Below are 25,211 nucleotides of genomic sequence, written 5' to 3' on the forward strand. Positions count from 1 at the left end.
AAGCAATTGGAAAAGGTTTTGACCAAAAAAGTCGGTTAATGCTAAATTTTGATACTGTATTTCTATCCGAATTATTATCCCATCTCAATCAAGAAAACCTAAACCATTGGGATTCCAACCTACAAACAGTCAATACCTGTTTTTCAATGCCAAGCAATTCTGTTCCATTTTCCCTAGAATATGCCGCCAATGTTTCTGTTTTATTAGGAGCATTAAAAATTGATGACCATATAAAAGATCAACATCGCTTTCGTTGGCACTTAGCAAAGCAATTCTATCATAAATCGTTTCAAAAAGCAACGAATCAATTTAAAAATTGGGGAATTGATACTATATATATATACAACTGCATATCGAAACAAGTAGAGCGAGAGAAATCATCTTTAATCTTTGATGATTTAGAAATAACTTTAACGCATTATGCAGAACCAACCGCAGCAATTACTGCATATCTATTTGAAGAAGGAGGACAACGCTTAAAAAATCCTACCCCTCTATACGATCTAGGTTATGAATTTGGCAAACTAATGTACATACTAGATGCTTTTGAAGATTATGAACAAGATATTTTCAAACAACAATTTAATCCTCTTGCTATCTATTGGAACAATAAAACTCATTTAAGTTATGAGCAACTTGAAACGGTTCGTTCTATTTTGCTAAAATTAGAAGCAAGAATTCAGGCAAAAATTAAAGCATTGCCTTTGACAATAGACATTCAAACCATTTATCAAAACCGTTTAACTTCCAATCTAGCACTAAGGCTCTATAAAGAACGTACGATTCCTAAAACGACAACGGAGCGAATTAGATTGCGTTGGGCATATGCAAAAGAATTTGCTAATCAACTTAGCTGCCAATCTCCGTCTTGGTTCCGTCAGTTAAATTACTACGTTCTTGTCTTCGCTGTTTTTGCTAATCCACAAACAACAACTTATCTGCCACAAGAAGGCAAGTTAGAAATAGCTGGTTGGGGGCTCTTGGTTACAAGTCTATTGGCAAGTATTGGGATTATTGGCGTAGTTCGAAAAAATCGAAAAGAAAAACGACAACAAAAACGCAAAGAAAAACGACTCAAACGATTGGCAAAAAAATTAAAGAAGCTCTTTTGGAGTAAACATGGTTGTTGCTCAGAATGCTGCTCAGGTTGTTGTGAGAGTTGTTGTGATGGCTGCTGTGAGAATTGTTGCGAAACGATTTGTGAAAGTGAGAGTCCACTATTCTGGATTTTGGTTATTGGAGCAGTTGTTTTAACCGTTGCTTTGATATTTTTAATTCTTTTCTTGGCTGGTGTTATTTAACCGTATATCTATTAAGCCCACCACCTCATAAAAGCTGTTTCTTCTACAATTGATAAAACTTTACTAAAAAAATAGCCTAGATGGGTAATTATTTTTATATTTTTCAATGTCATTTTTTAAACCAATGCTTTGTATGTTAAAAACTAATTACCCATCCAAAATTTTATTGCTTGGAGAATATACCATTATCCAAAAATCCGCAGCATTAGCTATTCCTTATTTTCATTATCAAAGTTATTGGAGTGACAATTTATCGATTCCCGATAATTTTCATCCTACAATAGAAGCCGCCTTTTCTCAACAAAGTCTGCAAAAAATTTTAGTAGATTTAAAACAGTTAGAAGTTCCTGTTCTCAATTTGGATCGCTTAGAAAATGATTTAAAAAATGGGCTTTGGCTTTCTACCAACTCTCCTATGGGATATGGGCTAGGAAGTTCTGGGGCTGTTTGTGCTGCTATTTACGATCGTTATGCCCAAACTAAAACAAGTGATTTACAACTTTTAAAACAAGAACTTGCTTTATTAGAACATTCTTTTCATGGAAAAAGCTCAGGAATAGACCCCCTGATTGCTTATACCCACCGTCCGCTTTGGGTACAGCCCGACCAATCTATCCACACGGTTCAATTGGCACCTAAATCTAAAGGAGCTATATTCTTGATCGATACGGAACAGCCTCGTATTTCAACTCCTTTAATCAATTTTTTCGTTGAGCAATGCCAGCAGAAGAATTTCATCCAAAACTTTGTATCTCCTATGAAGCAAGCAATCAACAAAGCCATCACTGCTTTAGTAGATGCCCAATTTGATGAACTGATAAATGAAATTGGTCTAATTTCTCAATTGCAATTTGATTTTTTGCCTCCAATGATCCCCAAACCACTTCATTCTATCTGGCAAAGAGGATTGAATTCTAAAGAATTTTATTTAAAAATCTGTGGTGCAGGAGGAGGAGGTTTTATGTTAGGCTTTGCTAAGGACTGGGAATCTATAGCGAAGCACTTTAAAGCGTTTAAAGTATTACATTTGTTGTAAACTTTTCCTAAAAAAAATTGAATAATTTGAAGGTTTGCTAAAGATTCATTCCTTCAAATTATTCAATCCGTAATTATATATACTATAACATTAGTCTTTTCTGAACATCCACTGAAGAAAGTCCTTTAGCGTCGTCTTCTTACCATACATTAAAATTCCAACCCTATAAATACGCCCTGATAGCCATACAAAAAAGATACAAGTTAGGAGTAAAATTACAATCGATGCAACAATCTGTATGAGTGGTGGGTCAAAAACAATCCGTGCTGGCATTACAATCGGTGAGAATAATGGAAACATAGAAGCCCAAACCGCCATAGAACTGGTGGGGTTTTCTACCACTGCAATTCCAATATAAAATGCAATAATCACAGGGATCGTTATAATTAGCATTAGAGATTGCCCTTCTCCCCAATCATCTCCCATGGCAGCCCCAACAGCAGCAAACAAAGAAGCATACAAAACGTAGCCTCCCAAAAAGAAAAGGAGAAAAATCATAATAATATAACCATAATCAAAACTGTATAGGTCTTGCATGATCATCATTATTTTATCCACTTCGCCTCCCCCTGCGGCTGTAGAAGTTGTCGCCATTTGTTGTAATTCTTGCAACTTTCCTGCAAATAGCAAGCCTACGCCTAAATACATCAATGGAAAAGTAACTGCCCAAATCGCAAATTGTGTCAAACCTACGGCTCCAACACCAACAATTTTGCCAAGCATCAACTGAAATGGTTTAACAGAAGAGATCAAAACCTCAACAATACGATTGGTTTTTTCTTCCATTACAGAGCGCATCACCATATTACCATAAATAAAAATAACTAAGTAAATCAAGAACATCATAATCCCCCCCAAAGCAGTTGCCACATAAGCCCTAGAGCTTGAAACGTCTTTAGCATCTTCTTCTAAACTCTTCGGTTCTAGATTAATACTTGTTTTTAGCTGTTTTAATTTGACCTCACTCAATCCCAATTGCGCCATTTTGATCTTTCGAGTATGTTGGCTAAGTGACTTCTTTACTGCTTCTTGGGTGGTAATTCCCATTTCTTCATTGGCATAATAGTCCACATTAAAGGTCTTTGTCATACTGTCCAACTGTTGTTCGGGGATATACAAAATCCCACGATACCCATCCTCTTCAAATGTTTCTTTGAGGTCTTCCAGTTTTTTCTTTGGATAGCCATACATAATTAAACCATCCCTCAACTTGCCCTTTTCTTCTAATTGTAAAGTATTAGAAGGATCTAACAAGGCTACTTTTTTCTTTTCTGCGCCAGAGGACATGATAAAAATCAGTGCAATCCAAAAAATAACAAATCCAATTGGAGTGAATATGGTCGTAAGTATAAAAGTTTTCTTCTTTACTCTTGACAAATACTCCCGCATTATGATTAACCAAAGCTTATTCATCTGATGATCCTCCTACTATTTTGATAAAGATTTCGTTTAGAGTGGGTAAAATTTCATTAAAAGCAGTCACGAGCGTCCCATGTGCCAATAAATAGCGCAAAAAATTATTAGCATGATCAACATCTCTTAATTTTACTACTATTTGCTGTTCTTCGCTAGCAACAATCGTCACATGTTCTCCTATATTTTCAGGTAATGCTCCTTTAAAATCAACTTGAAACAAATGTTCCTTAAATTGGTTTTTAACATCTTCAACTTTGCCACTCAACACATTGCTTCCTTTATTGATCAGCACAATGTTTTCACAGATTTGTTCAACTTGCTCCATACGATGCGTAGAAAACAAGATTGTTGTGCCTTTTTGGTGTAACTCATCAATTTCATCCCGAATTAAATTGGTATTAACAGGATCTAACCCCGAAAAGGGCTCATCCAAAATCAATAATTTAGGTTGGTGAATCACGGTAGTGATAAACTGAATCTTTTGCTGCATCCCTTTAGATAGCTCTTCTATCTTTTTATGCCGCCAATCTTCAATATCAAACTTTTCGAGCCAATAATCCAATTGTTTTTTAGCTTCCTTTCTTGAAAAGCCTTTGAGCCGAGCTAAATAAGTAATTTGCTCTCCTACCTTCATTTTTTTGTACAAGCCTCGCTCTTCAGGCATATAGCCAATTTGAGAAGGATGTGAACTATTTAAAGGTTCCCCTCTAAATAATATTGAGCCAGAATCGGCTTTGGTTATAGTTGTGATAATACGAATCAAAGACGTTTTGCCTGCTCCATTGGGTCCTAATAACCCAAAGATTTTGCCTTCGGGAATATTAAAAGAAACATTATTGCACGCTACATGTTCCTGATACGTCTTTCGTACTTCTTGAAGTTCTAAAACGTTCACTGAAAATATGGTTGTTGGATGATAAATTAAATGTTGAGCCTCTTTTTGTATCTATGATTGGTGTTTTCTCAACATGTTTTGTTACAAATGTAAAAGTTCTAACTACAATCCTATGCATTTAGTTTCTTATTTCCATGAATAAGCACAATATTTAGACGAAGTATAGCAATAGAACCGATTAATCTTCTTAAGTAAGCCTTTTCTGACTCCATAAATGAGTCATTTTAAATATTGTTATTGTTCTTATCTTTTTTTGTAAAAAGAAGGTATCCAAGCACCCCAAAAAAGCTTATAAGTATACACTGAAGTTTCTATGAATCATTGCTAGCTCCAATAGAAAAATAACATTGCTTTTTTTTACGATACAACAACCTATTAAAATGATCCTGAGTACAGGACAATAATAATAAGTTATCTTTTAGAAGTTGTTTGTATCAATTGTTTTACCTTTTTGGAATTATTTTCTTCATTCAGTTGTTCATTTCTTATATGAAGTTATATACAACGATCCAACTTGGTCAATTCCATCCTATTTTTTGCGAAGATTTCTTATTTTATCAACAAATTCACCCTCAATGGCTAATTGCAGCTGTTTTTGATGGATGTTCCTCTGGAAAAGACAGTCACTTTGCCGCTAGTCTAATGGGAAAGTGCTTAAAAATGATCTGCAAAAGGCTCCCCTATCAAAACTTGTTACAGGTAGATTTTAATCTGGAACGAATAAGTAGTGATAAACTTGGAAAATTTATTCTAAAACAATTATTTCAAAGTATACAAAAACAGCAAAATGATTTGCACCTAGATCAACTAGAATTATTAGCAACTACTCTATTACTGGTTGTTAATATCCACAAACAAGAGGCTTGGGTCAATGCCAGTGGAGATGGTTTGATTGCAACACAAGATAGCATTCTAACCTTAGATCAAAATGATCGTCCTAACTATTTAGCCTATTATTTGCAAAAGAATGTAGAGGAATGGATGGATCAAGAAACCTCCAGTTACCAATTCGCAACCGTTTCTGATATATCTATAGCCACAGATGGAATTTTTAGTTTTGCGAAAAATACAAAAGAAGCGGTAAATGGTATCAACCCAATAGATTATCTTTTGATTAATAGAGATTTTAGCAATCAAGCCAATATGTTAGATCGAAAATGCAACCTATTGGGGACAGAATATCAGTTATTTCCCAATGACGATGTTAGTATTATTCGCTTAATTTTTGACTAAGTTTAAATCCATATCGTGCCTTTTTATTCCATTTAAGTAATGGATTCGATTATTTACTATATATAAACAACCGTGTGTGGTAAAATATTTCGAATTTTTTCTTGCTCAGATTTGGACAAAGGATTTCGGCTTAGATATAATATTTTTAAATTTTTTAATACGCTTAATGCTCCTGGCAAACGTTTAATGCGATTCTCTGACAAATCCAGAATTTCTAAGTTTTCTAACATGCATAACTCCATTGGCACTTCGCTCAACTTATTATTTCTCAAAATCAATTTTTTGAGTTGCCCCAAATGAACCAGCCCATTAGGAAAGTCAAAGATCTGATTATCAATCAGTGACAATATTTCTAAATTGGGTAATTTTAATAGATAAGTAGGAATTTTTTTTAGCCCAACTCCAACTAACGAAAGCTCAATCAACCCCTCCAACTGCCCTAATTCCTTGGGTATTTTAGTAAATGCATTATAGTTTAACACCAAGCGTTTTAAGTTTGTTAACGTTCCTATTTGAGGGGGTAACTCGGTTAACATACAATGACTTAATGATAGTAGTTCTAGATTTTTGAGCAAATCAAAGTTATCGGGAAGTCTTTCTATTGGTTGGTATCGAAAAGTAATTTGAGTCATTAATTTCAGCAACTCAGTCCAATTATTCTTCAAACACCGCAATAAATATTGAGGTTGAAGGCTCATTAATGTTGCCAGTTCATAATCTTCGACAACCCCAATACTTTCAAGTAATTGAAATGCTAACTCATGATTAACCTCATCTTCACTTCGCAATAGCGCTATTATTGCCTTATAGTCTGTACTAGACATGATTTACTTTTATAGGTGGTATACAATTTGAGCGTGTTTTGTAATATACTAGAATTGTTAATTTTAATAATTTAACAATCTACTAATAATCCTACAAATTGAGGGGTAATGATAAAGTATATATTGATTAATTTATAGGGGCAATAAAATTACTTATTTCATACTTATATATCTAATATTTTAGGGCTCTTTTTTCAAAGGAACAATAAATTTACTTTAAACAATCGTTTCTACTAGCTTTGATGACAAATAATCTAATCTAGATCAAAAAATCAATGATTTTTCTTTGTTAAGAAGCCTGATTTATCACAAACACTCAAGCCTATAAACATTTAATAATCAAACTATTTAAACAAAAAAACATCCAACGTTATGAAGATACGATAAAATTTAATCCTAAATATTTGTAACTAAAATAGCGTTATTAATCGTTAATTAGTATAGAGTTAATTATTATAACAATTATAATCTAGTGCATTAAAAACCAACAAACATAACATATAATAATATAAAAATTGTATAATAAGTTCTTTATAGCCATTAAAGTCCCCAATAAAGGGAGCAATTCATAATTATGCAGCGTCATAAATTGCTTCAGGATGGTAACATTGAATCAAATTGATTTGAACAAATAGTCTGATACACGCTGTTTTTACAAATCAACCCCCTAACAAAAACATAAGCATGAGTATCGAAACAGAACAATACCTACGCCTAAAAAACAAGATATATAGTGACCTAAAAGCAAAGACATTTTCAATTAATTATTGGGAAAAATTAAAAGAAATCCCACAAGAAATACGTCTATTGCAAGAACTTGAACATCTAAATATTTATCGAAATAAATCTATAAAAAAATACCCAAAAGAACTAGCAGAACTACCAAAACTTCGTCACATATCATTACGGTTCAACAACTTAAAACAGCTTCCTATTGTATTAGGAAAGTTAGATAAATTAGAAACACTTATTTTGTCGAACAATCGTTTTTTGGCTTCAACCAAGTGGGAAACCTTAGCCGATATGAAGGCCTTACAGGTATTAGATTTGAGTTATGCATTGCAAAACTTATCGGCACTTCCCAATGTCATTGGAAAAATTCGCAACTTAAAAGAACTAAATATTGCTGGAAATAAACTCAAACATCTTCCTATTGAACTCAAACAACTTTCTTCTTTAGAAAAATTTTATTGTGAGGTCAATGATTTTGAAGAGTTTCCTCAAATAGTTACACAACTTCCGAACCTAAAAGAACTACAGATCCCCGCAAAAGCGTTGCAACACCTTCCTGAAGAAGCACTCGATTTGCAACATATACCTCAATTAAAATTTACTGCAAAAAGCAATAAAAAGACGCCTTATATTTTTCCATTTGAACGCCTATTAAAAAGCATTAGGGTTCATCAATTTAGCAGAACCCTTCAGGTCTTTTTTCTGAATATTATACGAGGGAGTGTTTTGATTACCGAGCTAAGTAATCAGGAGCTTATCACTTTACTAAATTGCGCCATTCCTGAATATATCAATCAAGCCTTAACAGAAATTGACTTGCGGATTCAAAAAAATCTATTTGGTCCTTTTAGATGGCCAACGGTTAATGACAAGATTATTATTAAAGGAAAAACAAAAGGTAAAGTATCTGAATTAAAAAAACGACTCGCTCAAAACTCAATACAAACAGGCGTAAAAATTAATGCCTTAACTACCCATGTTTTAATTGGCAGCATGCCTGGTGAAATTTATTCTACCTTAGAAGAGCAAAACGTCATTATTATTACCGAACAAAGTTTAGTAGCGCATCTTAACCAATTAGAAAAGCCTTACCTTCTATCTACTGTAGAAGACATTAACCTTGAAAATATTCGCCAGTTACTTCATAGTGAGCAAACAGAAAATATTCTTTTAGCACTTGAAATGTTAAAAGGAGGAGGCTTTCCTATGGAGCTTTTAACAGAGTTGTTTTTAATCTATAAATTTAATCGGGTTCAAAAAATAAAACGAATTATTTATCAAATTGTAGGGCAATACGCTCCTTTAGATTTTGTTACAGCACTAAAAAGCCGCAAACCCATTGGTTCTTCGCTATCAGAAATGACCCGTTGTCACAATCTAGAATATTATTGTAAAGCAGGGCAATTAGACAAAAAATACATTGCTTTTTATTTATTAAAAAAGGGAAAATACGGTCATTTATTTGCCTTATTTAATTTATCAACTGAAGACAAAAAAATATACTTTAATCAGGCTTTACAGGAGGGGCATTTATCTTTATCAGGGTTAAATTTGACGGTTTTGCCAGATGACTTAGGACAAATTCCAGGCTTGGTGCACCTAGATATTTCTTATAACAAATTCACTACTGTTCCTCCTCAATTATTTGATTGCAAAGAACTTCAAAGTTTACACATTAGAGGTTTATATGATATTCATAAACAACCTCAAGATCTATGGGAAATTCCAGCCTTGAATACAATTTATGTCGGATATAACAACAAATGGATTGGATATACCAACTCAAATAGTGTCATGATCAATGGCAAAAAGATTATTGGTAGATAATTTTATACTTGCCTAGAATAGTACAATATCATTTTTTAGGCTACGACTTACAAAAGTTAAAGTTTGGCATCAAAGTATTATTTTTTGTACCTTTATTAATAGTACAAAAAGTAAACTTGCTAAACTTCTACATCAAATGGTCAAATGTTTATGCCTCTTATTTCTACTCTGTTGTAGTAATTGGTCTATCTCTGCGCAAACTAATGTTACCTTAAATATTCAACATAAGTTCGAAAAATCAACTTATGTACCAGGACAACCCTATATTGATGGCAACAATAAAGTAATTATCATCAATCGCATTCAATACTACTTATCCAATATTGAATTAGTTTATGATGGTCATCAATCCGTTGTGCTTAACGATCAATATATTTTATTGGACGGAGAGACGTCTACTTATAATCTAGGAGCAATCCCTACCACCATTCAAGAACTAGAACGCCTTAATATGGATTTAGGCGTAGACCCTAATGCCAATCTTAATACCCCTTCATCCTATCCTTCAGAACATCCTCTATCTACAACAGATATGTATTCTAATGACCAACAGAGTTACATCTTTTTGATGGTAGAAGGAATGATAGACACAGATGGAGATCAAATTCCTGACAAAGCATTTAATTTTCATGCAACAGGAGATCAACTATTGCGTACGATTACCATTGATGCAATGACTCCAGCCAACGATAATTGCCTAAAAATTAACTTGACAGCAAATATTGCCAATTGGCTAAAAGAAATTGACTTAGAATCCATTAATACCCAAGAGAATGGTAATGCAGAAAATCAACAACTCTGCGACAATACCCTTGATCATAAGGTATTTTATAATGTATCGACTACGGACGTTACAACGCTTGTCTCTCCCAGAAATCACATTCATATTGATTCTCGGTTAGCCATTGCACCTACCATCCATTATAAGTTTTATACCCTAGAGCAATTGGATATGACCATTACGAATGTCAATGGCACCTATTTTATCCAGCGTTTTGACCTAGAACCTCAAGGCGATTTTTATATGAGTGAAAACTTAGCTTCTGGTATTTACATTGTCATCTTTACAACTCCAAAAGGAATTAGGCAGTGCAAACGTTTTGTCATTCAGAACTAAGCATTACCACTAAAAGATAATAGGTCAATTGGAAAATTAAATTCCAATTGACCTATTTTTATTTATGGATTTACCTGAAAATGGACATCTTTTGTTGCCGATTCTCCTGCATGGTTGCTCGCTGTTGCGACCAATTTAAAGTCACTAAGTGCCGTAACAGACAATGTAATGGTACTATCTATTGTTAATGAAGTACTGTGATCATGTCCATTAAGATCCAAAACAGTAGTGGTATCTGTTTCATTGGTCACTACAATTGAATAATTATGCAACTCTGCTGGATCTGTAAATGTTACATTTACATTTAAGTCATCTCCGTTTTGCATACTTGCACCTTCTGTTGGTGCATTAATGGTCACTTCTACTGTCTCTTTAACATCGGGTGTTTTTTCGCAAGCACTAAATCCTAAAAAGAGTGCCGTAAAAAGTACTAAAAACGATAAATTTTTCATTGTTGTTTAATTTTAACATCACTTCGCTAACGACCAAAACTCTAAGTAGCTAAGCTAAAAGTAACGAAGTGTTATTTAAAAAATAGATTAAAAAAGATAATTAATATTTGCCATAAAACGAGGTCCTGCCTCTACCAAACCATTTGACAGATTTTGCCAAGTTGGTTGCTGATAACTCAATCCTAATTGAATTTTTTTATAGTACATTTCCAATCCTGCTGTAGCAATCAACTGATTCCCACCTGTATTTATCCTTTTATATCCATACTTTAAATTATACTTTGCCTGTTCGAAAGCAATTCCTAATTTGGGCATCAACCCCCATTCTTTATTCTTAATTTTATGCAAGAAAAAAGCCGTTGCAGAAGCCGTCAATTGATTCCCAAATTGATAGGTATTTTTATTCGGTAGGTTTATCTTATAAGCTACATTGGTATTTAAGCCCCAGCGTTTGTGCCGTAAAGTATAAACTCCTGTAATCAAAAAATCAACCGACCCTGTCCCTAATTGCAAACTAGGTGTTAATAACGCTCCTGCTGCATCTTTACGTTGAAAACTCCCTGTTGGAACCTTGATCCCCCCTCCTACTAGAAGATTATGTTTGGTGTTTTTTTCTGCAATAAAGCTCGTATTATAGATATTATACAAGGCTAGAACAGATAAGTCGCCCAAACCAACCAAAGCATTCGTTTCTGTTGGAGCATTTCGCAAATGATAATTGAGCGGCACAAAAGCTAATAACTGGACTCTTCTATGTGGATAAAATCGCCCCATTAATTCCAAAGAGTGAAAATATTCTTTAGAGTAGGCAGCTATGTTTTCCCCCTCATGTCCCAAATCTGATTTAAAATAACTAAAACGCCATCTCAGACCGATAAAGTTTTTATGATATTGTGGCAACATTCCACTATAATAACCTCCTACCCCGCAACCACAAATGTCGCAAGCTTGTATAGCGGTTGCTTTGAGCAATACTACACAAAGTATTATCAATATAGTTCTCATTTCTATAAGTTTAGATTGAAAATATGATTGTTCTGCCCATCCCATATTTTGCTTATCAGAAGACGATAAGCAACGCTAATTCGCAGCAGATTTCTAAAAAGATACGTACAGATAGGCAACAATTACTGACTTAGTAATTGCTGGTATCTTACTAAGAGTAGTATTGAGGAGGATGAAAAATTGCTATTACTAGCTGATAAGCATAAGCCAATACATAGGGATAAAAAGTTGACCGTACAGTTGGTATTGGCACAACATCAACAACTTCTATAAATGGATTGGGTATCGCTTGATAATAAAGCAATGGAGCCTTTATTTTTTCTAAATTTGGAAGAGGAAGCTCTTGGGGAGCAGTTTCTTTTTTGCTAATGCTCAAGACCTTTTTTAAGTGGCATTTCCCATCACACTTTAATTGAGGCGCCGCTTTATTTTTACAAAAATTTTGTATGATATACTCTTTGTTGATCGTATAATAAGCATAAATAAGCCCTTGATGTACGGTTTGTACACCAATAATCAAAATAAATAAGATGGATAATAATTTGCTCATTTAGTCTTATACGCTTCTAGAATCAGCAAATGTATTCTTTATTTAGAAAAAAAACAATTTATTTAACAATTCTGATCACTAAATTTCATCAACATTACTTTGTAGGAGCCTGTTGAATAATCTGCTTAATTCGCCTTCCATCTAGTAAAATAATCACCCCAAGATAAGCTAGCATCAATAGGCTGCTCGTCAGATAGGAAAGTAGGCTGTTGGGTATTAAATAGGGCTGTATAAAAAAGTCATAGCCCAAATAAATAAGCACAACGATTGTAATGTATAACAGAATTCGAGCAATTGGGTATGGAATGGGATAATGTTTTTGCCCCCAAAGATAAGCTAAACCAACCATTATTCCATAACAGAGCAAGGTAGCCCAAGCAGATCCCAAATAGCCTGGATAACCCATTTTGCTCATCAAAGGAATCAAAATTATATTCCCAATAATCGTAACTCCAGCCCCGATTACGGCTATAATTGCCCCATAGTGCGTTTTATCGCTTAATTTGAACCAAATTGCAAGGTTATAATATAAGCCTAAGCACAAATTTGCTAACAACAAGACAGGAACAATCAGTAAGCCTTCTCGATAATTTGAAGCCACAAAAAATTGAACAATATCCATAAATAACATGATTCCCAAAAAGCCTATGGAGCCTATTAAGGTAAATAAAAATGCAATGTTTGCATATAAAGGTCTAGCATAGTCCTTGGCTGCATTCCTAAAGAAAAAGGGCTCCGCAGCATAATTAAATGCTTGCGTAAAAAGATTCATAAATATCGCAATCTTATAACAGGAACCATAAACGCCCAATTGTTGCAATACCGTATCAGAATCCCCCTCCAAGAATATTTTGAGCAATGTTCTATCCAATACTTCATTAATAATCCCTGCAAATCCAGCCAAGACCAAAGGCATGGCATAGATGAGCATTGCTCGGAGCATTTGAGGATCAAAACGAACCCTTGCATTTGTTTGGTCTAACACTTTTTCTCCGTGGGGTTGAATTTTGTACCAATAGGTTGGGAGTAAAAGCAAAAAGGTAACAGCACTAGCCAATAAGTTGGCAATAAAAACATAACCAATTCCCATTTGAGGATCAAAATACTGCGGCCAATAATTGGGCAATAAATACAGAAAAAATAACACAAAGCCCAAATGAACAAATAAGTTGGTGAGTTTTACAATCGCAAACTTTAAGGCTTTTCCTTCCAAACGAAGCATTGCAAAGGGTATCGCCACCAAGGCATCCAATCCCAATATAAATGCAAACCAAACAATATAATGTGCTTTTTCTGGATACCCCAGTTGGTTGGCAAGGGGCTGAGATAAAGCAATCAATAATAAAACAAAAATAGCGGTGGTTGTCCCAACCAATGATGTGGCTGTTTTATAAGCAGTCGCTCGATCTTCTCTTTTAGAGCCAAAACGAAAAAAAGCGGTTTCCATCCGATAGGTAAAAATGATCATCCCAAAGGCTGCCCAAGCATAAATATCCGTATGGATTCCCATTTGCGCTCGGTTTTCATTAAATACATTGGTCAAAAAAGGCGTTAAAAAAACAAAAGTTAACAACCTTCCTAAAATGCTGCTCAATCCGTATAATGCAGTTTCTCCTGCTAGTTTTTTTAGTAAAGACACATCTGTTTATTTGGTACTCCAATTGGTTCGCTGCACAAGATACTAAATCTAGTGGTTTGTCCTTCAAAATACAACATACCAAGCCATAAATTCATAGAATACGTTAGGTCTAAAACGATTCCTTTTTTTAGCTAATTTGCTTTTTACCAAAAGCTTCTTCCCTCCCAGTAGAAATTTAGCGCTTATAATCTTTCAAAACTTAAAAAATATTTTATTTTAAAAAGGGTTACTTTATTTTAATTAATCCATTAATGAGGTATAGCTAAAATAACTTCCTCACAATAGTTCATTGTACTTAAGTAATGGAGCAAAATGAATGCTTGTAAATTTAATGCATAATCCATTTCGCCCCGTTATTTAGTGATTTTTTGATGCTTCACAAAGTAATGAGTTTTACACCTAAGTTTATGTATGGCAAAAAAGTCCAATATATTAGAACAACTTCGATCGGGCGATAACAAAAAAGCAATTGCAACTTTGTATCAATCTTTTCCGATGATACGCAAATTAATTTGCAACAATGGAGGCAATGATGCCGATGCGCAAGATGTTTTTCAGGATGCCTTATTGGTCTTGTATCGAAATGCTCAAAAAATGGATTTTGAGTTAACCTGTGCCCCTGGAACATATCTGTATAGCGTTGCTCGTTTTTTGTGGAAAGACACCTTAAAGAAACGAAACAAAGAAGTGTCTTTAGAATATGATATTCGGCAAAATGAAGTCATTGAAAACGATCTTGAACTATTTCAACAACAACAAAGTAAAACAGCTCGATTGGCTGCTGTTTTACAACAACTTGGCGATAAATGCAAGTTATTATTACAAGCCTATTATTACAAAAAAATGTCCATGAAGGAAATTGCACAAGCTTTTGAGTACAGTAGTGTCAATAGTGCAAAAACTCAAAAGTACAAATGTATTGAACGTGCAAAAAAAATTGCTAACAATCAACTTCCTTCAACCTCTAAACTGTAACAGCAATGCGCCGAGAGCTCGAAAATATAGAATACATTGAACGCTATCTAGAGAATACGCTCAGTAGAGCAGATAGGTACAAGTTTGAGCAGTACATGCAACAAGATGCCGCTTTTAAACAGACCGTAGAATTGCAGCGCCAAATTATAGCGCAACTCAAAGAAGAAGCCTTCTTGATGGATGTTACGACTCAACACCAACATTTCATACAGCAAGAGTCAAAAAGTATTTTTCGCTTCATTTGGGTAATTCCTCCTGTTTTATTAATCTTGGGTGTACTAACTGGTTGGTGGTATTTTGCTTCTACTCCTCATTCAGAAGTATCCACGATTATTGAATCGCCTGCTGTTTCAATAGAATCCTCCCCTATTCAAGACAAAACGGCATTGGTTGCCCAAACAAAAGCATTTAAAACTTCTTTTGTTTCCAAAAAAGTAAATGCCAGAAAGGGAGCTGTCATTCAGTTAAAACATTCAAATTCTGTTTTACACATTCCCAAAAATGCTGTTGTAGATCAGGCTGGCAACCCTGTTAAAGGCACTTATGACTTGCAATATCGAGAACTAAGAGATAGAGCCCAAATGGCTTTTTCTGGATGGCCAATGAACGGTAAAAAAGGAGAAAAGGCACAAGGGTTTAACTCTGTTGGCATGCTTGAAGTTAGGGCATTCAAAGAGGGAGAAACGTTGCGTATTGCTCCCAACAAAAATATGACCTTAGATTACGAAGTTAATAAACGAATGTCTAATCTAGATTTGTATCATTTGGAAGATAGCACAAAGACTTGGACAAGTACAACCGATAATCGTCTTCAACTTCCCAAACGAGGTGCTTATACAGAATCGTTTGATAGTATTCGCTATAAAAATGATGTAGCTGCCTATGAAGAAAAATTTAAAAAGCCCAAACCCAATGAAGCAACCTTAGATGGTTCTACTTGGAATGCTAGTACTACGCTCATTCCTGAAAAAATGAAAAAATTGGAAGAAGAGGAAAAACCAGATCCCAATAAATATATTGTCAAACATTACGACAACCCTAGGTTGATAAAAGAACTTCGCCTAAACTCTTTTGGGGTTTATAATTGTAGCCAAATGTATCAAGTAGAAAACCAAATAGCCGTCTCTGCTCAATATACTGATTTGCAAAAAACCATCATTAACAATGCTAGAACCTTATCTATTATTGACATGAATTACAATGCTGCTTATAGTTTCAAACCTGAACAATTTATTTGTAATGGCGCTGCCAATAATGTCTTTTTGCTCTGGTCAAATGACGGAAAACTTTATTCCTTTGTCAAGCGTTCTACTGTAAAAATGAGCACGGGTAATTATTCTTTCCAAATGGAAGATCTATCTCAGAAGGTAAAAAACACTAATGATTTAAAACGCTACCTCAAATTTGTTGACAAAAAAACAAAAGAAACCGTAACTAGAATACAATAACAAAGCAAACAAAGAATGTAAAACAAATCTCATCATTGATTTTTCTAGGGGGGATAATTTCCATTCTTTGACCACAATGCCGTTAATTCTGTGGGATAATAAACCTTGTGACTACTTAAGCTTCAAAGATAATATCGCCTAAGTCGCTATCTTCTTTTTTGGTAGCTCGTAAACTGTCGATTGCATCTAGTTCTTGTGCAATTAGATCAAATCGATAAATAATTTCATTTTGATCATTTAAATAAGCCTCACCTCCCAAATCGGCTAAGGTATCTTTCATCACTCGATCAACAGTCTGTGGTTTTAGTTTTTCTTCGGTTTTTCGTTGTGCATTGGCAACCTCTGTTAGCTTTGACAAGGGAATCTCATGAACGTGCTTGTCGCCTTGGTCATAGGTCTGAAAAACAATCCGCATCAAGCGTTTTCTGATATTGAGTTCACGTTGTTTTTTGCGCAAAGGACGCAAACGCAGCCAACGAACCATTGGAATCAAAAAGAACAGAGAAGAATAAATCAACGGAAAACCACCTAAGAAAAAACTGCCCCAAAAACCCAGATTTAGCCCCAAAGGTCCCAGCCAACCTCCAAAAACTAAGGCCAATGACATCATTAAATTAAACGTATTCATTGCGATAATACCTGCATTACGTTTGCCTGAATTTCCTGTCAGTTCATAAGCAGGTTCATATTCATCCCAATACCAAATAACAGGGGCTTCACCTGTACGATCTTTGGATCGAATTAGCTGAGAAAAATCGCCATACAATGTCCCATTATCAGAAATATCTCCTTTCCCATCAAACATCCCCAAACACTCTGTCATAAAGTTTTCTGCTTCTTCTCTTCGCCATCCTGCTAAAGCCTGAATTTCAGAAGTTGTAATTAAGCCCTTTTGCTCTTTCAAAAAGGTCGCCACTTCTTGGTTATTGGCTAAAGGATCTAACTCTACTCTTGGAGGACCAAAAATAAAATCGTAAATAGAAGCTACAAAACTTTTTTCGTCTCTAGGATCTTTGGGTTTCTTTTTCTTTCCCAATATTCGAGGGCGTTCTTGATAGTGCTGGTAGGAATAACCATAATTGTCATTTCGATAATACCGATTGTTGTACCCCATAATGGTATTCCACTCAAAAATAGAAATAAACAAACGAGCCATTACAGCCACCAAGTCCCCGACACCATCTCCATCCTCCGAGGAAACGGCAGCACCAATCAACAACACAATAAAAATCACAAAATAAATAACCAAAAACACAGAGGTTAATAATTTGTAGGCAATCTGAAAACCACGCCACAACAAGCGCAAAAAATCCGCAAAATATTCGGACAAAGGCTTTTTATCACGACGTTCTAAGCTCGTTCCAAAATCGTAAATCAAATCGCCATTTTCTGTTACCTTTAATTTGCAATCATACTTTGACATCATGTTTTTGATTGCTTCATCTGTCTCAATAATCGGCATTCCTGTTACTGAAACAGCGTCTTCTAAGGTAAACGATTTGGAGTTCTGATTGGCGTATTTTTCTAATACAATTAAATTTTCTTTGGGGTCTTCAAATGCCATAATATAGAGTTGGTTATTCGTATCTAATCTATTACAGAACAAAAATAAAAAGTTATAGTTTGTTGTTCCGTACCTGTTATAACTATAATTAAAGATAGTTTGTTCCCAATAAAATGTTTGTATTTTGTTATAATTATATTTGAAAAGGTAAGTAGATGGACAAAATTAGTAGGCTAAAAAAATACACGTTAATTAATAAACATTATGTAAGTAAATTTATTAAGGGGCATAAAAAATGACCGTTAACGAAGATTGGGAAATGATTTCTGCGAAGCTTTGCGTCCGAATTTGTTTGGCGTAGCATTCAAACAAATTCAGCAAACAAGCAGCTAAAATCATCCAATCGAAGTGTCTGGTCTTGATTTTGGTTCTTTTATCAAGAAAAGAACAACAAAAGATTTAAATAATCCTTTTCGTAAAAAAATCAAAAAATAATTTGACTATTCCTTTATTATTCTATTTACATAACCTTTAATAGGATACTATAATTTTGTCCATCTACTTAAAGAACGCTGCCTGCTCTTCATACAAACTAATTACTTCTAAAACACAAAACATACCCCATTATGCATTATATACCTCTTTTATTCATCAGCTATTGTTTCTTTTATAGCCCCCTTACGACCACTGCACAATCAGAAGGCAGTTTTCAATTAGAAGCCATGACAGAAGGCAATTATTATTGGCAACAATCAGAATGGTCCATTACAACAGGCATAGGATTTAATTATTGGTTTAGTGACCACATTGCTATTAATTATGAATGCCAATTGGGGTATGACAATCGTTATGGTTTTGCAATGAATACAGGATGGGGACAGGTTGCAGCAGGTTTTTTATTCTCCGAATTTGGAGGCAGTACGGCAGGTGATGTTTTGGGAGTTGTTGGAATTTTAGCGTTAATTATCCCCGAAGGAGTAACCTTTGCCATTAACCCTGATGATGATTTAGTTTTTATGCCCTATTTAATTCCTTTTGAAGCACATTACTTGCAACAGGATAAACCACGTTTTAGGTGTGCGGGAGAAGTTGGGTTAAAAATGCATTATCGCTTAGGAGACTATTGGGCACTACGACCTAAAATTGGCGTTCGATACTTATATAGTAAACAACGATTAGGCATTGAAGTAGGTCTAGGAATGGTATTACTGGATACCGATAAATGGTAGGGCAAACTTAGACGCAACTTTGTTGCTTTATCTTCCCTCGTTTATTGGTCAGAGCATTAAATTTTATTACCTTTGCAAATTCTAAAAAATAAGACAAGGGTTCTATATCATGGAAGAAAACGTGCAAATCGCATTTATACTAACCATTATTGCTGGTTTATCCACAGGCATTGGTAGTCTTATCGCCTTCTTTATCAAAGAAAAAAGCGTTAAGTTTTTGTCCTTTTCAATGGGGCTAGCAGCAGGAGTTATGCTTTATCTTTCATTTATGGAAATGCTTCCACATGCTGTTCATTCAATCTCCGCTACACTCGAACATGCACACGATGGAACCTGGTTTGCCATCATTGCTTTTTTTGGAGGAATGCTACTGGTCGGAATGATTGACCGCCTTACCCCTCATCATCATGGCGCCCTAGATTCGGACACTGTTCTAGACAAAGATGTCAATTCTCGTGACAACAAAAAGCTAATGCGTGTTGGCGTAATGACAGCAATTGCCTTAGCCATTCACAATTTTCCAGAAGGGATTGCTACTTTTGTGTCGGCACTAGAAGACCCACATTTAGGGCTAACCATTGCCATTGCTATTGCCTTGCATAATATCCCTGAGGGAATTGGTGTTTCTATGCCCATTTATTATGCTACAGGAAGCAGAAAAAAAGCCTTTATGTATTCTTTTTTGTCGGGTTTGGTAGAACCTTTAGGGGCAATATTGGGTTATTTTCTATTCATGTCTTATCTTACTCCTTTTGTTATGGGTATGTTGATTGCTAGTGTTGCAGGAATTATGGTTTTTATATCTTTAGACCAATTGCTACCTGCCGCACATGAATACGATGATCATCGCAATTCTATTTATGGAGTAGTTTTGGGAATGTTTGCCATGGCTATTAGTTTAGCCTTGTTGGTTGGACATCATGCTCATACTCATGTACATTAGTTTTTTAACCACAACTGATTATGAATTTATCCTCTAAGTTACTCGAAAGTACAGTCGAAGCATTTGCGACACTTCCTGGTATTGGAAAAAAAACCGCCTTGCGCTTGGCTTTACATTTATTACAAACCGAAAACAAGGAGGTAACAGAGTTTTGTGATGCCATTCTTAAAATGAAAAAGCACATACAGTTCTGCACAACCTGTCATAATATTGCCGATGACAAAACATGTAGCATCTGCTTGTCCCCCAAACGAGATAAATCAACCGTCTGTGTAGTTGAAAGCATCAAAGAGGTCATGGCCATCGAAAACACCCAACAATTTAATGGTGTTTATCATGTGCTAGGAGGTGTTATTTCTCCCATTGAAGGAGTGGGGCCTAATGATCTCAATATAGATAGTTTATTGGAGCGAGTTCAGACCAATCCTATCAATGAATTAATCATGGCCATTAGCCCAACCATAGAAGGTGAAACGACCATCTTTTATATCTCAAAACAATTAAAGGAAACGGAAATCAAAATCTCAACGATTGCTAGAGGCGTTTCTTTTGGAGGAGAATTGGAATATGCCGACGAGTTAACATTGGGCAGATCTATCCTTTCTAGGGTTACTTACAAAAAATAAAAGACAAGCTCCCCAAAATATCCTACTTCAAATTCATTTTTAGCCCTTAAACAACAAATTGTCTAAGGGCTAAAAATTGCTATTCTTTGATCACTTTCTGAACCATTGTTTTACTTCCATTATTAATCGATAAATAATATAAGCCTTGGGATAAATTTCCCATATCCATTTTTAGCTGCTGTTTAGCACCAGTTTTTGACACCAAGGTTCGACCTAAATTATCCACTAATTCAATGCTTAACTCCTGTTGGATTAGGTTTTCTATTATTAATGTTGAATGTACTGGATTCGGATAAACCACTACGTTCCAATCGTTCTCCTTAGCTATCCGCTGGTCATTCATTACCACAATAGGATAACAGGCAGAAGTATCTGAACAGCCCATTTGAGTTAGTTGCAGCGCATAATTTCCATTAGCAGCAGGGGTATAGGTACTAAAGGTTGCTCCTACAATTGGAGCATAACCATTGTTACAATCTAACCATTGAAAATCTACACCAGTAGCAAAGGAAGCCAAGGTCGTCCCCAAGACATTAACATTCGTATTAATCGTCAAAGGGGTTAAGGTCAAATTAATTGTCAAAGTACTATCGCAGCCTGCATAATTGGGAATCACAGCGGTATAAATTCCTGAAGAAGTATAAACTTGTCCATCGGCTGCTACATAGTTGTCACACCATACAACCCCTATTGAATCGGTTGTATTATGATGTACGGTCAGATGAATGGTAATAAGACTATCACAACCATAACTATTGGTTACGGTAGCAGTATAAGTTCCTGAGGAAGTGTAGATTTGTCCATCTGGAGCCGTATAACTTTCACAAGCAGCTTCGTGAATCGCCGCTCCATTTTTACCAATAACCAGATCAATCGTTATGATACTATCACAACCATAACTATTAGGAATAACTGCCGTGTATTGACCTGTTGTGGTCAATACCTGTCCGTCTGGCGCTACAAAACTATCACATTCCACAACGGTAATGGTGTCTAGGCTATTTTGAATCGTCAAATTGATGGTTATAATGCTATCGCAACCGTTGCTATTGGGAATTATAGCCGTATAATTTCCCGAAGTCGTGTATACTTGACCATCCGCTGCGGTATAACTACTACAGACAGCAGGATAAAGGGTTGCTTGACTGGCATTAATGGTCAGGTACAAGGTAAGTACTGAATCACATCCAATAGCATTGGTCAATCGCTGTTCATAAATCCCCGTCTCCGTAAACGTTTGACCATTCAGAACAAAACTATCACAAGTGCTAACTGTTAATGTTGAATAGCTATCTTCAACGGTTACAACATAATGGTATAAACTGTCTAGACCATTATTATGTACTGCTTGCACATAGGTTCCTGAATTGGTATAATAAATACCATTAATCGTAGTGCCTCCACATACCGTTACTCCAATGGTATCCTGTCCGTCCCAATTCAAGGTTTGAGCAGTATCAATCGTATGAAAATAGGTATTGGTTATAATAGGATTGTTGTAATCAAAATAAATGGCGGCATCGTTCTGAATAAGCGTACCAATCGGTAAATTAGGGTTTTGTTGAACGCTAAATCGAACAAAACCATGACTTTCTGCTTCATTTACATTGCTATCTGGCAACATAATATGTTGGAAAGTCCATTCTATAACCCTAGGTCCATACATTCTAAACTGATAGGCATGGCTAGCGGTTTCCGTTCTTACCGAAAATAGATCCAATTCTAGTGATAACGTATCCCGAATCACCACCGTAAAAGCCGTATCGGTTCCTGTGTTTTGAAAGCGCAGCAAATATTCGATCTTTTGATTGGGCAAGATGCTATGTGTAGCCCCCACTCCAAGCGGAAATCCTGTTTTATCATTAGGGTCATAGCTCCCTGATACCAATCCACAAAAAATATCAATGTGAGCATCTGCATCATCTTGTGGAAAAATAGTTACTAGATTAGCAGTCCAGTTGCCATTATAACCACAACGCTCTATCGTAGCAGAGGGGCTTGACAACCCTGGCTGTAAGGGGTGTTGAAAGGTTTCCATTCTCCAGGTGCGACCATCTCCCAAATAAGAAAAAACAGTCGTATCTCCGCTTTGCAACTGTACCGAATCCATTAATATATATTGCCCATCTATCCATAATTTAACAGGAGCATAGCAGGTCATATTTCCAACTCCAGTATTCACAACTCTAAACTTGATGGTGTCGTTGTCACAAGTTGCATGTATAGCAAGATTTGATTGGTCGTATGCCGTATTACAAGCTGTAAAACCCGTTGGATAAGGTTGTATTTGAGTGTCTAACGCACAAGTTCCTACAGGATACAATTGTGCTTTCATACACAAACTTTGCCCCAAAACCGCTGAGGGGCTTAGGTAGCAGTCTATCCAAAAACGCTTGGAATAACCTGATGCGATAGAATCTAAATCAATTCTATAACGGTTGCCTCCAAGGCTAATAAATGGTAAAGATGCTGTTTGAGGGCTTAATAAAGTATCTAATTCAACAACAACATAAGCATTATAGATGGTTTCAAAACTTAGGGGCAAATTAGACGCTTCTATATAGACTCTTTGATTGGAAAACCCTGGTCTTAATACAGGAGCATGAATGGAAACATGAGGAATCGGACAGGGCGTTGAAGTTTGCAAACCAAAGGAAGGGCCTTGGGTCAATGCATTGGGATTGATTATGCTAAAGTTTTGTACGATTGGGCAAGTTGAGTTCCATCCATTACTGGTATCAATTGTTATGGTATAACTTCCTGTTGGTAAAGAATCAATCGCCCAAATACCGCTAGCATTGGAAGTTACAACTATATTCCCTGGCTGAACCAATAATCTTCTGCTAGGAATCCCATCTTCATTGTTATCTTGCAAACAGTTCTGGTTATAATCAGGGTAAACACGCCCATAAACACCTTTTTGTCTTAATTTAAACACAAAAGCATCATTGCTCCCGACTACTGGTAAAATTGTGGTACCACTATTGGGGTCATAATCTCTAGCGATTCTAAAATCGCCCGAAACGTAAATATTATTTTGTTCATCCAAAGCGATTGACCGTCCGATTGCACTAGGCTCATCCCCCATCGTTACAGCCCATAAAAAATTCCCATTAGGGGCTAATTTTTGAACAAAAACGCCCTTATCCAAAATGTAGGTTCCTGCACTTGGGTCATAATCAATATCGGTCATTGTCCCTCCTACTGTATACACATTCTCTGATTCATCGGTTATAATTCCATAGGCTCTATCCTCATTGCCTCCGCCCATAGCAGCCGCCCATAAAAAATTGCCGTTGGGATCTAGTTTTTGAATAAAAATATCCATATAAGACCCACTATAAGGCAGATTATAAACGCCAGTTCCTGGATCAAAATCAGCTCCCCCTCTAAAGGCTCCTGTTGTAAGAACATTTCCAGATTGATCAACCGTAATGGCATGTCCTTGATCATCTCCTGTACTGCTTGCGCTTTTGGCCCAAACAACATTGCCATTGGCATCTAATTTTAATACAAAAAGCCCTTTTGAGCTCCAAGAAGTATCAGGGTACACGCCTGTTCCTGAATCAAAATCAGCAGCTCCCAAAAACCATCCTGTCACGCAAACCTCATTGGTAGGACCATGAGTAATTCCCAAACCTGCCGAATAACCATCAATAGATTTTGCCCAAATAAAATTGCCATTGGCATCTAATTTTAAGATAAAAGCACTCGAAGAATTGGCAGAATATAAGATATGCACTCCTGCACCAGGATCAAAATCGGGTGAACCTCCAAAAAGTCCCGTAATACAAACATCTCCGTTGTGATCTACGGTTAAGCTCCGTCCTTGACTATAAGGCCCGCTATTGCCCTGAATTGTTTTTGCCCAAAGATAGTTTCCTTGTGCATCCAATTTTAGCACAAATAAATCTGAGCTATTAACCAATAAAGCAGTATTGGGACTTGGATCAAAATCAACTGCTCCACTAAATTGTCCCGTCACATAAACATTTCCCAATGCATCGGTTGCAATACCATAAGGCGAATCTGCACTAGAGGCTCCCCCTATACTCACCGCCCAAATCAACTCGCCTGCTGCATTCAGTTTTTGAATAAATATATCCCGTCCCCCATTTGAGGTCAAATAATGGGTTCCTGCTCCAGGATCGGCATCCAATACCCCTGAAAAAACACCCGCTGTATAGACATTTCCAGCCTTATCAATGGTTCCTGTATTTCCCAATTCTAAGCTTGTACTTCCCGTTGATTTTGCCCAATCAAGGCTTACATCTTGTGCTGTTAAATGAAAGGGTAAAAAAAGTAGCAATAGCCCATAGAAGGTGAGCTCGATTAAAAATCGCTTTTGGTTCATGTTTTTGGTTTTAGAGTTAAAATAAAAAAAGCTAACCTTGATGGGGTAAAACATCAAAAATAGCTTCTACACAAACAAAGATAAAGAATTTGCTATAAAATTAGA

Annotated in this window: 19 protein-coding genes (1 of these 19 only partly in view); 10 read left to right on the forward strand and 9 right to left on the reverse strand. The window is 35.8% G+C overall.

Features of this window, described 5'->3' with window-relative positions; translation table 11 throughout:
• On the forward strand, positions 1-1,301 hold the 3' portion of the coding sequence (locus AsAng_RS18525) for a DUF5685 family protein (RefSeq protein WP_264788580.1). The gene continues 94 nt to the left of window position 1, outside the view; only the last 1,301 of its 1,395 coding nucleotides appear in the window; its start codon lies off the left edge, out of view; it ends in the stop codon at positions 1,299-1,301.
• 133 nt (positions 1,302-1,434) lie between these two features.
• On the forward strand, positions 1,435-2,337 hold the full coding sequence (locus AsAng_RS18530) for a mevalonate kinase family protein (protein WP_264788581.1): 903 nt from the start codon (positions 1,435-1,437) through the stop codon (positions 2,335-2,337).
• A 90-nt stretch (positions 2,338-2,427) separates the two neighbouring features.
• On the opposite strand, the gene AsAng_RS18535 is transcribed toward AsAng_RS18530, so the two are convergent.
• Together AsAng_RS18535 and AsAng_RS18540 are read right to left on the reverse strand one after the other, a co-directional pair.
• Complete coding sequence (locus AsAng_RS18535) at positions 2,428-3,750, reverse strand: ABC transporter permease (RefSeq protein WP_264788582.1); 1,323 nt, start codon at positions 3,748-3,750, stop codon at positions 2,428-2,430.
• On the reverse strand, positions 3,743-4,648 hold the full coding sequence (locus AsAng_RS18540; protein ID WP_264788583.1) for an ABC transporter ATP-binding protein: 906 nt from the start codon (positions 4,646-4,648) through the stop codon (positions 3,743-3,745). The genes AsAng_RS18535 and AsAng_RS18540 overlap by 8 nt, the downstream gene beginning before the upstream one ends.
• 489 nt (positions 4,649-5,137) lie before the next feature.
• On the opposite strand from AsAng_RS18540, the gene AsAng_RS18545 reads away from it, so the two are divergent.
• Complete coding sequence (locus tag AsAng_RS18545) at positions 5,138-5,881, forward strand: protein phosphatase 2C domain-containing protein (protein ID WP_264788584.1); 744 nt, start codon at positions 5,138-5,140, stop codon at positions 5,879-5,881.
• A gap of 56 nt (positions 5,882-5,937) precedes the next feature.
• Here the strand turns inward: AsAng_RS18545 and AsAng_RS18550 are convergent, their stop codons facing one another.
• The gene (locus tag AsAng_RS18550; RefSeq protein ID WP_264788585.1) at positions 5,938-6,705 is read right to left on the reverse strand and encodes a leucine-rich repeat domain-containing protein; all 768 of its coding nucleotides are present in this window, start codon (positions 6,703-6,705) and stop codon (positions 5,938-5,940) included.
• 684 nt (positions 6,706-7,389) lie between these two features.
• Here AsAng_RS18550 and AsAng_RS18555 point away from each other — a divergent pair.
• Positions 7,390-9,264, forward strand: a complete 1,875-nt coding sequence (locus AsAng_RS18555; protein ID WP_264788586.1) for a leucine-rich repeat domain-containing protein — start codon at positions 7,390-7,392, stop codon at positions 9,262-9,264.
• Between the two features lie 136 nt (positions 9,265-9,400).
• Positions 9,401-10,381, forward strand: coding sequence for an MbnP family protein (locus AsAng_RS18560; RefSeq protein ID WP_264788587.1), 981 nt, complete (start codon positions 9,401-9,403; stop codon positions 10,379-10,381).
• Between the two features lie 62 nt (positions 10,382-10,443).
• Here the strand turns inward: AsAng_RS18560 and AsAng_RS18565 are convergent, their stop codons facing one another.
• The 4 genes from AsAng_RS18565 to AsAng_RS18580 all read right to left on the reverse strand — a co-directional run bounded on the left by AsAng_RS18565 (position 10,444) and on the right by AsAng_RS18580 (position 14,027).
• Positions 10,444-10,833, reverse strand: a complete 390-nt coding sequence (locus AsAng_RS18565; RefSeq protein ID WP_264788588.1) for a DUF4625 domain-containing protein — start codon at positions 10,831-10,833, stop codon at positions 10,444-10,446.
• An 87-nt stretch (positions 10,834-10,920) separates the two neighbouring features.
• Positions 10,921-11,838, reverse strand: a complete 918-nt coding sequence (locus AsAng_RS18570; RefSeq protein ID WP_264788589.1) for a transporter — start codon at positions 11,836-11,838, stop codon at positions 10,921-10,923.
• 151 nt (positions 11,839-11,989) lie between these two features.
• Positions 11,990-12,388: a hypothetical protein gene (locus AsAng_RS18575; RefSeq protein WP_264788590.1), complete on the reverse strand. Its 399-nt coding sequence runs from the start codon at positions 12,386-12,388 to the stop codon at positions 11,990-11,992.
• Positions 12,389-12,482: 94 nt separating this feature from the next.
• Positions 12,483-14,027, reverse strand: a complete 1,545-nt coding sequence (locus AsAng_RS18580) for a lipopolysaccharide biosynthesis protein (RefSeq protein ID WP_264788591.1) — start codon at positions 14,025-14,027, stop codon at positions 12,483-12,485.
• A 411-nt stretch (positions 14,028-14,438) separates the two neighbouring features.
• Here AsAng_RS18580 and AsAng_RS18585 point away from each other — a divergent pair, with 411 nt between their 5' ends.
• Entirely contained in the window at positions 14,439-15,002 is a 564-nt protein-coding gene (locus tag AsAng_RS18585) for an RNA polymerase sigma factor (protein WP_264788592.1), read from the forward strand.
• Positions 15,003-15,007: 5 nt separating this feature from the next.
• Positions 15,008-16,450 (forward strand): hypothetical protein, encoded by a 1,443-nt coding sequence (locus tag AsAng_RS18590; protein WP_264788593.1) that lies wholly within the window; start codon positions 15,008-15,010, stop codon positions 16,448-16,450.
• A gap of 115 nt (positions 16,451-16,565) precedes the next feature.
• Here AsAng_RS18590 and AsAng_RS18595 read toward each other — a convergent pair whose 3' ends face one another.
• A complete protein-coding gene (locus tag AsAng_RS18595) occupies positions 16,566-18,014 on the reverse strand; it encodes a hypothetical protein (protein WP_264788594.1) in 1,449 nt (482 codons plus the stop codon).
• A gap of 566 nt (positions 18,015-18,580) precedes the next feature.
• Between AsAng_RS18595 and AsAng_RS18600 the strand changes: the two genes are divergently transcribed.
• The 3 genes from AsAng_RS18600 to recR all read left to right on the forward strand — a co-directional run bounded on the left by AsAng_RS18600 (position 18,581) and on the right by recR (position 20,752).
• Positions 18,581-19,183: a hypothetical protein gene (locus AsAng_RS18600; RefSeq protein WP_264788595.1), complete on the forward strand. Its 603-nt coding sequence runs from the start codon at positions 18,581-18,583 to the stop codon at positions 19,181-19,183.
• 109 nt (positions 19,184-19,292) lie between these two features.
• Positions 19,293-20,126, forward strand: coding sequence for a zinc transporter ZupT (gene zupT, locus AsAng_RS18605; protein WP_264788596.1), 834 nt, complete (start codon positions 19,293-19,295; stop codon positions 20,124-20,126).
• Positions 20,127-20,146: 20 nt separating this feature from the next.
• A complete protein-coding gene (gene recR, locus AsAng_RS18610) occupies positions 20,147-20,752 on the forward strand; it encodes a recombination mediator RecR (protein WP_264788597.1) in 606 nt (201 codons plus the stop codon).
• A 79-nt stretch (positions 20,753-20,831) separates the two neighbouring features.
• Here the strand turns inward: recR and AsAng_RS18615 are convergent, their stop codons facing one another.
• The gene (locus AsAng_RS18615; protein ID WP_264788598.1) at positions 20,832-25,106 is read right to left on the reverse strand and encodes a DUF7619 domain-containing protein; all 4,275 of its coding nucleotides are present in this window, start codon (positions 25,104-25,106) and stop codon (positions 20,832-20,834) included.
• Between the last annotated feature and the right edge of the window lie 105 nt (positions 25,107-25,211).

The organism is Aureispira anguillae, from assembly GCF_026000115.1.
Lineage (GTDB): Bacteria > Bacteroidota > Bacteroidia > Chitinophagales > Saprospiraceae > Aureispira > Aureispira anguillae.